This is a genomic window from Sphingopyxis sp., assembly GCF_035565275.1.
Taxonomy (GTDB): Bacteria; Pseudomonadota; Alphaproteobacteria; order Sphingomonadales; family Sphingomonadaceae; genus Sphingopyxis.
This window is the reverse complement of sequence record NZ_DATMST010000131.1, coordinates 1-9,505: the sequence shown is the minus strand read 5'-3', so window position 1 is coordinate 9,505 and position 9,505 is coordinate 1. Positions and strand designations below refer to the sequence as shown.

General features: G+C 66.0%; 11 protein-coding genes. 3 read left to right on the top strand and 8 right to left on the bottom strand.

Annotated features, from left to right (window positions below):
- The 8 genes from VN047_RS08845 to VN047_RS08810 all read right to left on the bottom strand — a co-directional run.
- The coding region (locus tag VN047_RS08845) for a hypothetical protein (RefSeq protein ID WP_414712685.1) at positions 1–185 on the bottom strand (185 nt) is incomplete at its 3' end.
- Between the two features lie 40 nt (positions 186–225).
- On the bottom strand, positions 226–1,008 hold the full coding sequence (locus tag VN047_RS08840) for an SDR family NAD(P)-dependent oxidoreductase (RefSeq protein WP_054728027.1): 783 nt from the start codon (positions 1,006–1,008) through the stop codon (positions 226–228).
- The gene (locus VN047_RS08835) at positions 1,001–2,218 is read right to left on the bottom strand and encodes a zinc-dependent alcohol dehydrogenase (protein ID WP_325541829.1); all 1,218 of its coding nucleotides are present in this window, start codon (positions 2,216–2,218) and stop codon (positions 1,001–1,003) included. The genes VN047_RS08840 and VN047_RS08835 overlap by 8 nt, the downstream gene beginning before the upstream one ends.
- 38 nt (positions 2,219–2,256) lie before the next feature.
- Complete coding sequence (locus tag VN047_RS08830) at positions 2,257–2,931, bottom strand: SRPBCC family protein (RefSeq protein ID WP_325541827.1); 675 nt, start codon at positions 2,929–2,931, stop codon at positions 2,257–2,259.
- A gap of 228 nt (positions 2,932–3,159) precedes the next feature.
- Entirely contained in the window at positions 3,160–3,816 is a 657-nt protein-coding gene (locus tag VN047_RS08825; RefSeq protein WP_325541825.1) for a DUF6766 family protein, read from the bottom strand.
- Positions 3,797–4,471, bottom strand: coding sequence for a PRC-barrel domain-containing protein (locus VN047_RS08820; protein ID WP_325541823.1), 675 nt, complete (start codon positions 4,469–4,471; stop codon positions 3,797–3,799). The genes VN047_RS08825 and VN047_RS08820 overlap by 20 nt, the downstream gene beginning before the upstream one ends.
- 200 nt (positions 4,472–4,671) lie before the next feature.
- Positions 4,672–4,869, bottom strand: coding sequence for a hypothetical protein (locus VN047_RS08815; protein WP_325541821.1), 198 nt, complete (start codon positions 4,867–4,869; stop codon positions 4,672–4,674).
- Positions 4,866–5,615, bottom strand: a complete 750-nt coding sequence (locus VN047_RS08810) for a Crp/Fnr family transcriptional regulator (RefSeq protein ID WP_325541819.1) — start codon at positions 5,613–5,615, stop codon at positions 4,866–4,868. Before VN047_RS08810 ends, VN047_RS08815 begins: the two co-directional genes overlap by 4 nt.
- A 397-nt stretch (positions 5,616–6,012) precedes the next feature.
- Here VN047_RS08810 and VN047_RS08805 point away from each other — a divergent pair, with 397 nt between their 5' ends.
- The 3 genes from VN047_RS08805 to VN047_RS08795 form a co-directional block, all read left to right on the top strand.
- Complete coding sequence (locus VN047_RS08805) at positions 6,013–8,160, top strand: catalase (RefSeq protein WP_325541835.1); 2,148 nt, start codon at positions 6,013–6,015, stop codon at positions 8,158–8,160.
- Between the two features lie 26 nt (positions 8,161–8,186).
- Entirely contained in the window at positions 8,187–9,305 is a 1,119-nt protein-coding gene (locus tag VN047_RS08800; RefSeq protein ID WP_325541818.1) for a glycosidase, read from the top strand.
- On the top strand, positions 9,298–9,505 hold a 208-nt coding region (locus VN047_RS08795; protein WP_325541816.1), incomplete at its 3' end, for a hypothetical protein. The genes VN047_RS08800 and VN047_RS08795, both read left to right, overlap by 8 nt.

Genomic DNA, 9,505 nt, shown 5'->3' with positions numbered 1-9,505 from the left:
CCGCTGCCGGTGCTGCGCCGATGGCCGCGGTTGGCGGCGCCCGATACGTCGCCGGCCTCGCGCTCCCCGGCGGGATAGCGGTCGGGCGCGGTCGTCCCGACATTCTCCCGGCGTTCCACGGGCTCTTGCGGCAGCGACCCGTCCCCGGCGGAGCCCCCATCCCTGCTGTCATTGCGATTGTTCATGATCGTCTCCTCTTCACCAAATGATGCCGGATCGGCCAGATCAGCCTTGCGTCCCCGACCCCGGCTCGGCCAGCTTTCGGTGCATCTCGGCTGTCGCCGCTTCGCTGAGAACGCCCGATACGAGGACTTGCGCCTTGTTCTTGAGCCCGTGAACGACCGCATGCTCTCCTGCGAGGAGCGCGTCCCATCCGGTTTTCGCCACATCGGCGGGATCGTCTTTTTCCGATTGCCCGACCTTGGTGTCGAGCATGCCGGCCCGCTCGAAAAAGCGCGTCTCGGTCGCGCCGGGTTTGAGACAGGTGATGGTGACGCCGCTGTCCTTCAATTCATTGCCAATCGCCGCGGCGAAACTGTCGACGAAGGCCTTGGTGCCGTTGTACACCGCCTGGAAGGAGCCGGCGAGATGCCCGGCGATCGAGCCGGTGATCAGTACCTTGCCTTCGCCGCGCGCGACCATCGCCTTCAGGACCGGCTGAAGCAGCAACAGCGTGCCGGTGATATTTGTGTCGATGACGTGACGCCACGCGTCGACGGGCTGGTCGAGAAAACCGTGGCCGAGGCCATGACCCGCGTTGGCGACGAGAATGTCGATCGGCCTGCCGCCCGCAGCGGCAAGAAGACGTTCGACCCCGGCAGCAGTCGCGAGGTCGGCTTCCACCGCCTCGACCTCGACGCCCTTGGCAAGGAGGCCCGCGGCAGCATCGACGAGCGGCTCGTCGGCCGCGACGATGAGGTCGTAACCATCCTTCGCGGCGAGTAGGGCGATCTCGCGGCCGATACCGCTCGAGGCGCCGGTGACGACAGCGAGTTTGCGATCAGGCATGTTGCAGCTCCTGCCGGGCCGAGATGTCCCCTTTCTTGAGGCCGGGTTTCAGGACGATCTTCGTGTAGAGGTCCTGCTCGTCGTGCCAGTGCCGGTACATCTCGGCCGCGTCCTCGAGCGATGCGTGATGTGAAATGAGCGAGACGGTGTCGAACTTGCCGCCCTGGATCATATCGAGAAGCTCGCCTGAATAGCGCTGGACATGCGTCTGTCCGCTCTTGACAGTGAGGCCCTTCTCCATGAGCTGACCGAGCGGGAATTTGTCGGCGAAACCGCCGTAAACCCCGGGAATCGAAAGACGGCCGCCCTTGCGGCACGCAAGGATCGCCTGGCGCAAGGCGTGGATGCGCTCGGTGGACGCGAGCAGCTTGACCTTCACCTGGTCGAGGATGTTGTCGACCGTGAACCCGTGGCTCTCCATGCCGACGCAGTCGATGCAGGCGTCAGGCCCGATGCCGCCGGTCATTTCGGCGAGCGCCTCGCGGACATCGACTTTCGTATAGTCGAGGATCTCTGCACCATATTTCTTCGCGAGCGCGAGGCGCGTCGGAAAGTGATCGATCGCGATCACGCGCCCGGCGCCGAGCAGCAGCGCCGACTGGATCGTGAACAGGCCGACGGGGCCGCAGCCCCAGACCGCGACGGTGTCGCCGGGCTCGATGTCGGCGTTGACCGCCGCCTGCCAGCCCGTCGGCAAGATGTCCGAGAGGAACAGCACGTCGTCGTCGGCAAGGTCGTCGGGAATGACCACCGGCCCGACATCCGAATAGGGAATGCGGACATATTCGGCCTGCCCTCCGGCGTAGCCGCCGGTAAGGTGCGCATAGCCGAACGCCCCGCCCATCGCATGACCCATCATCAGCTCGGATGCATCGCGCGTCTCGGACGGATTGCTGTTGTCGCAGGCGCTATATTGCTGCTTCTCGCAGAAGAAGCATTGGCCGCAGCTGATCGTGAAGGGAATGACGACGCGCTGGCCGCGCTTCAGCGTCGAGGCGGCGCCGGTCTCGATGACTTCGCCCATGAATTCGTGGCCGACGATATCGCCCGCGCGCATGCCCGGAATATAGCCGTCGTAAAGATGAAGGTCCGAGCCGCAGATCGCGGTCGAGGTCACGCGAATGATCGCATCGCGCGGGTTGACGATTTCGGGATCGGGAACGGTTTCGACACTGATCTTGTGGCGTCCCTGCCAGGTAACGGCGCGCATGGCCTTCTCCTTGATGTGATTGTGCTGCGGTTCGGCGTTCAGATGTGCGGCTCGGCAGGGCTCTCGGCGCCTCGCGCGGAGGGCGAAGCATTGGTCGTCACTTCGCCCGTTTCCATAAGCTGCTTGAAACGGTGAAGGTCGCGCCGCGCCTGCACTTCGGGCTCGCGCTGAAGGAGCTTGGCGGCGAGGCGCCCGACCTTCCCGGCGGGCGGGTCATAGGCGAGGATCAGGCTGACATAGGTGCCTCGCCCCGCCGGCGCGTCGGTGAAGCGCACCTCGCCGCTGTTCGCGATGTCGGAGGCCGGCGTACTTTGCCAGTAGATCGATGTGTCCTCGACGCGCTCGGTGATGCGGTTGACCAGTGTCACCTCGCGCCCGGCGGGCGCCTTGATCGTCCACTGCGAGACATCGTCGCCGAGGTCGTCGACCGCGACCACATTCTCCATGAACTCGGGAAAGCGTTCGGGCGTCCATGCCGCATAGAGCTCGGGTCGGGGGCGATTGATCAGCACCGACTTGCCAAACAACGCGCGGGAAGAGGTTTTGTCGAGCGTCCAATGCGGCGCGTCGGTCGCGATTGTTTCTTCTTGCCCTCGGCTCTCGCGGTGCCGACGGCGCTGCCAGAGCGCCGCGCCGGTTACGAGCAAGGCGATGCCCGCGCCCGCGGCGGCGAGAATCAACGGATCGGGAAGGTCATTCTTGGATCTGGACATGGATCATCTCCCGCCCGGGCAGAGGCCGGGCGTCATCTGGGGAGCGTCGGCGGGGCCGGCGCCGGTCGGGGGAAGCGGCCCCGGCTTCGGGGCGATGAACGACTGACGCCCGTCCGCTGCGATCGTTCCGCGGTTCGAGGATTAAATCGGCGCTCCGAGCGCCCAGCGAGACAGGCACCGGGGCAGCGGAGCAGTAACACGCACGCCGGTTCGCTCGGCCATTCGCCGTCACGATCCCGTCTCCGCGTGCGGAGCGGCGACAGGCTTTGATTCGGGCGACTCTTTCTGACGAAGGAAGATCGACAAGAGCACGAGAACGGCGGTCGACAGAAATTCGCTCTGCCAGTTCTGGAAGGATTCGAACCAGAGGCCGGGGTCGCCGAGATAGGCGAAGGTGGAAAGGGCGATTTCGCCATGCTCGCGCGCGTCCTCGGCGGCCGCGCGCGCGCTCTGCGTCCAGTGGAGGATGAAGGAGGCAAGAAACAGCATCGCGAGCACCAGCCCCAGCGACCGAGCATAGAGAGCGCGCGCGAGACGACCCTTGCGCAGCACCGCAGGGGCACCGGGCTTGCGCGCCTGCGCGGCAAGATCGGCGTCGCGCAGCGGCGCGTCGGGACCCCGCGATTCCGACGAGCCACGCTGAACGAGCATCGCCGTCAGCACGACATAGGCCGACATCTGGAGAAACTCGCTTTCCCAGTTTTCGAACACCGAGGACAGGAATTGCGGACTGCCGCCATAGGCCCAGAGCGACAGACCGGGCTGATGGTGCCGCGCAGCGTCCGCGAGCGCGACATGCCACCCCGTTACCCAATGGCCGACGATCGACGCTGCGAACAGCAGCAGAAGCACGACGGTGAGACCATTATCCTTGAGCCGCGTCATGGGCCCCTTCCTTTCTGGTACCCCTCGGCCCATCGCCCGCCGCCGCCGTGGGGGCGAGCGACGCCTCCGTGGCTATCTGTCCGCGTGGGGGCCGCGCAGGCCAGGCGGCGCCGTCGAGCGTATCGCGCTTCTCATATTCCGCCGCGCTCATCAGCAGCACGAGCCCGTCGGCATGACAGTCGAGCATCGTCGCCGGTACCGCGCGGAGCGTCTCGTCGATGCCGCCGAGCCCGCCGCTCGCGACGACGACATAAGAGAGGCAGCCGCTTTCGCATTCGATCATCGCATCGACCGCCTGGCCGACAACTTCGCCGCGGATATCGCTCACCGGAAGACCGCCTAACGCGCTGGCGGCGAAGAGCGTCGGCGAGGCCGCGATCCGGCTTCGCTTCGCGGCACGCCGCGCGCCATCCTCATAGCCGCGCTGGCGGCCGAGCCAGCGCCATATACCGACGAGATTGACGAGCGTCAGAAACAGGTTGGTCGCAAGAAGATTGGTCTGGCCCGATGTGAACCCGACGACCGACCAGGCGAGCGAGCCCAAAGTGAACACGACGAAGCCCGAGCCGGTCACGCGCGCGCCGAGATTGGCTGCCGTCATCATCGCCGCGATCATCGTCGCGGCAGGCGCAATCAGTCCGGCGGCCTCTTCCACGTGCGGCTTCTCCTCGGTCGGCGGCACCCGCTGGCGCCGCTCCCGGGCAGAACCCGCCGCCGTATCACTGCGTTCCCCCGGACGGCGGCGATGCAACATCGATCAATGCATTTATCGGCGCCGCGCGCTGTGCGTCGGCTCCCTGGCGCCAAATCGGCGACGGCCCCGTCGCCCCCGTACGGGCGCGATCAGGCGATCCTTCAGGACCGCCTGGCCGCGAGCTGTGCTTCCGCACGCCTCGCCGCCTCGATAAGGCTTTCGCCGGTACTGCGCGCCGCCGCCGGGGTCATCGTCACCGCGACACCGTCGGGGCCATCGAGCAGGACAACGCCATCTTCGGCGGTGGCGACCCCCGCTTCCGTCTCGGGCGGCTGGGGGGAAGACAAAACACCGGTCATCGGCGGGGCCTCTGGTCTGGGGGCGGCGGAGATGCGGGATCGTCGATATAGAGATAGGCGGGATCGAACTGGCCGCGCCGCGCCAGCTTCGCGGCATCGAGAATCTCGACCTTGCCGTTGCGGAACGTACAAAGCCCTTCCTCGCGAAGATGGCGTACGACCCGGTTCACATGCACGGTCGTCAGGCCGCAGATCTCGGCGACATCGGCCTGCGTCAGTCCGAGCGTGAACTGACGCCCGTCGCTCAGCCCCGCCGACTGGAGACGCACATTGGTCTCGCAGAAGAAATGCGCGACGCGGCCGATGGCATCGAGGCGGCCGAGCCGGAAGAGCCACGCACGGTGGATTGCGGCATCGAGCAAGGTCGCGAACCAGAGCTTGCGCGTCAGCTCGGGCATTTCCTCGGTGATCGCGTCGAGCTCGACATGCGGGACGATCGCGATCGTCGCCGGGGTCATCGTACCGACATCATGGTCGAGGTGTTTCAGCGGGTAGGCGTGGAGGTCGACAAAGTCGCCCGGCAGGTGGATCGCGACAAGCTGGCGAAGACCGTCCCGGTCGTCGAGATAGCGCGACATGATGCCCTCGACGAGGAGCGTGCTCTGGTCGAGCCATTCGCCGGCGCGCGCGATGATCTTGCGGGACTCGACGGTCGAAGTGGTGCTGATGGCGGCTTCGAGGCGCGCGCGCTCGCCGGCCTCGAGGCTTACCCCGCGACGGTCTCTCAAGAAGCGATCGGTTAACATCACTGACGTTCCCTGTTTCGTCCGAAATGCATGAGCGGGCCTGCTCGACTGCGAACATTCCGAAAGCCCGGCAACCCCTCACAAGGGAAGCGGAATCGTCATGATCGAGGTTAATCGCATGCCCGGTGCAGCAACTTTCAAAGCGCAAACTCGTTCCATCGCCGGGTCCGGAGGGCGTGCTTGCACGCCCGCGGACCGCGTTCCGCCCAACTGCTGCGCCCCTTCAGACAAAGCGAGATCCGACATGGCCAAATCCCCCACCGCCCCCTCTTCCACCCGCGCGGACGCCGCGAAGCCGAAGCCGCGCCGTGGGCAGAGCGCCGCTGCGATTGCAGGAAAGGACATAGGCGGAGAGTCCCCGCGCAAGGCACCGCTCTTTCCGGCCGATGCGCCGATCATGCAGAGCTACGGCGAGGATCGTGGCACCGGCGGCGAGACGCATCAGGCGGGCGCCGGCCATGCGCCGCTCACCACCCAGCATGGCGTGCCGGTCGCCGACGACCAGAACAGCCTCAAGCAGGGCCCGCGCGGCCCGACGCTGCTCGAGGATTTCCATTTCCGCGAGAAAATCTTTCACTTCGACCATGAGCGCATCCCCGAGCGCGTCGTTCATGCGCGCGGCTATGGCGCGCACGGCTATTTCGAGCTTACCGACAGCCTCGCCGACGTCAGCCGCGCCGACATCTTCCAGCGCGTCGGCGAGCGCACGCCCGCCTTCGTGCGCTTCTCGACCGTCGCGGGTTCCAAAGGCTCGTTCGACCTCGCACGCGACGTGCGCGGCTTCGCGGTGAAGCTCTACACCAAGGAAGGCAATTGGGATCTCGTGGGCAACAATATCCCGGTCTTCTTCATCCAGGATGCGATGAAATTCCCCGACCTCGTCCATTCGGTGAAGCCCGAGCCCGATCGGGCCTTCCCGCAGGCGCAATCGGCCCACGACAATTTCTGGGATTTCGTGAGCCTGATGCCCGAGAGCTTCCACATGATCATGTGGGTGATGTCGGACCGCGCGATCCCCCGCTCGTTTCGCACGATGGAAGGCTTCGGCGTCCACACCTTCCGCCTCGTCGACGCGAAGGGCAAATCGACCTTCGTCAAATTCCACTGGAAGCCTAAGCAGGGCCTCCAGTCGGTGGTGTGGAACGAGGCGGTCAAGATCAACGGCGCCGACCCCGATTTCCATCGCCGCGACCTCTGGGATGCGATCAACAGCGGCGATTTTCCCGAATGGGAACTCGGCGTTCAGCTGTTCGACGACGCCTTCGCGGACAAGTTCGAATTCGACGTGCTCGATGCGACCAAACTCATCCCCGAGGAGGAGGTGCCGATCCGCACCGTCGGCCGCCTCGTTCTCGACCGCGTCGTCGACAATTTCTTCGCCGAGACCGAGCAGGTCGCCTTCTGCACCCAGAACATCGTCCCCGGCATCGACTTCTCGAACGATCCGCTGCTGCAGGGCCGCAATTTCTCCTATCTCGACACGCAGATCAAAAGGCTCGGCGGCCCCAATTTCACCCATATCCCGATCAATGCGCCCAAATGCCCGATGGCGCATTTCCAGCAGGACGGTCATATGGCGATGCGAAACCCCGTCGGCCGCGCCAATTACGAGCCGAACAGCTGGGGACCGACGGACGGCGGCCCGCGCGAGGATCCCGCGCGCGGCTTTGCGAGCTTCCCCGAAGAGGCCGAAGGCGCCAAGCGGCGCATCCGCCCCGAGAGCTTCGCCGACCACTATAGCCAGGCGCGGCAATTCTTCGTGAGCCAGACCCCGATCGAGCAGAAGCATATCGGCGACGCGCTTGTCTTCGAGCTGTCGAAGGTCGAACGCCCCGACATTCGCGCCCGCACCGTATCGCATCTCCTCCATATCGACCGCGGCCTCGCAGCCACGGTTGCCGATGGCCTGGGGCTGCCGCTTCCGGCGCCCGCCAAGGCCGCAACAAAGCCGCTCGCCGACCTTCCCCCTTCCCGGCCGCTCAGTATCCTGCTCAACGGCCCGGCGAGCTTCGCCGGACGCAAGCTCGGAATCCTCGCGACCGACGGCGCGGATGCGCGGGTCTTCAAGGCGCTGACCAAGGCGGTCGACGCCGCCGGCGCTGTCTGGGAACTGGTTGCACCGAAGATCGGCGGGATCACGCTCTCGGACGGCACGAGCGTCGCGGGCCGGCACAAGATCGACGGCGGGCCGTCGGTGCTGTTCGACGCGGTCGCGCTTCTCCCGAGCGACGACGGGGCGGCACTGCTCGCAGGCGATGCGGCGGCCAAGGACTTCGTCAGCGACGCCTTCGCGCATTGCAAATTTATCGGACATGGCGCCGAAGCGGCGCCGCTCTTCGCGGCCGCCGGCCTCGCCGACAAGCTCGACGAGGCCTGCATCGCGCTGGCCAAACCCGGCGATGTCACCGCCTTCCTCGATGCCTGCGCCGCGCTTCGGCACTGGCCGCGTGAAGGAGACGTCGACCTCGATGCGGCGGGCGGCGGCAAGAAGAAAGGCGGCGACACATCGGCATCGCCCAAACCGGCTTCCAAGCCGGCACGCTGACCGGCCTGCGCGAAGGAGCGGTACCCATGCAATTCGCGACCGATCGGCTGGTCTTCGGCCCCGACGATGTCGATCTGTCGCGCTCGCCGCTCGCGGGCCACCTCGGCCGCGAGACCTATGTGCTCGGGGCCTTCAACCCGGGCCTGCTGCGCCTCGCCTCGGGCAATCTCCTGATGATGGTGCGCGTCGCCGAGGCGCTCCGGGTCCCGATCGAGGATGGTCATGTCCATTCAATCCGGTGGGAGGCTGGGCGCTACAAGGTCGATAGCTGGCCGCTCGAGCTGTGCGATACGTCGGATCCCAGAAAGTTCATGGTGCACGGCGGTAGCTGGCGGGTCATGGCACTAACCTCGCTTTCGTGGCTGCTTCCCGTCGAGCTCTCGCCCGACGGGCTCGAGATCGTTGCCGTCCATTACGACAAGGCGGTCGATCCGGGCGCGGATTTCCAATGCTATGGTGTCGAGGACGCGCGCATCAGCCGGGTCGGAAGGCGCTGGCTGATGACCACCTGTTCGGTGAGCCCCGAGCGCCACTCGACGACGCTCTACAGTTCGGCGAACGGCCTCGAATGGGTCTTCGAGGGGATCGTTCTCGATCATCAGAACAAGGACATGCTGATCTTCGAGGGCCTGATCGACGGCCGCTACTGGGCGCAGACGCGGCCGCTCGGCGATCTTTATTTCGCCTATCCGCCGGGATCGAAGTGGCGCGCGGGCCCCTCGATCAACCTCGCGACCTCGCCCGATGCTCTGCACTGGAAGCCTCATGAGGCCCCCGGCATCCGTCCGCATGCCGACACGGTGGCGACCGCGCGCATCGGCGGCGGCACACCGCCGATCCGTACCGACGCGGGATGGCTCACGCTCTGGCATGGGGTCGAGCCGAAAGAAATCGTCGGCATTTACCGCACCTACTGGTCGCTCCTCGATCTCGACGATCCCTCGGTCGTCCTCCGCACCGATCACCAGCCGCTCCTCGAGGCGAACCCCGAGCTTACGCGTCCGCTCGAAGACAAGCTCTATATACGCGATGTCGTCTTCACGACGGGCATCGCCGATGGCGGCGATCATTATATCGTCGCGTCGGGGGAAGCCGATCTTGCCTGTCGGATCACCCATGTCCCCAAGGCCTGTTTCGGTGACTGACCAGCGCGTGGAGACGCGCCGCGACACGCCGCTGACGCCCGATCTCGTTCGCGTTCGCGGCGAGCTCGCGGCCGCTACTCCGATCGTCTCGCAGAAAATCGACGACCTCTCCGTCGAACTTGCTGCGGGCGGCGAAGCGCTCTGGCTGTTCGTCCGGCGCGCCGACAGCGGCGGCATCGCCCTGCGCGCGGCCTCGTGGC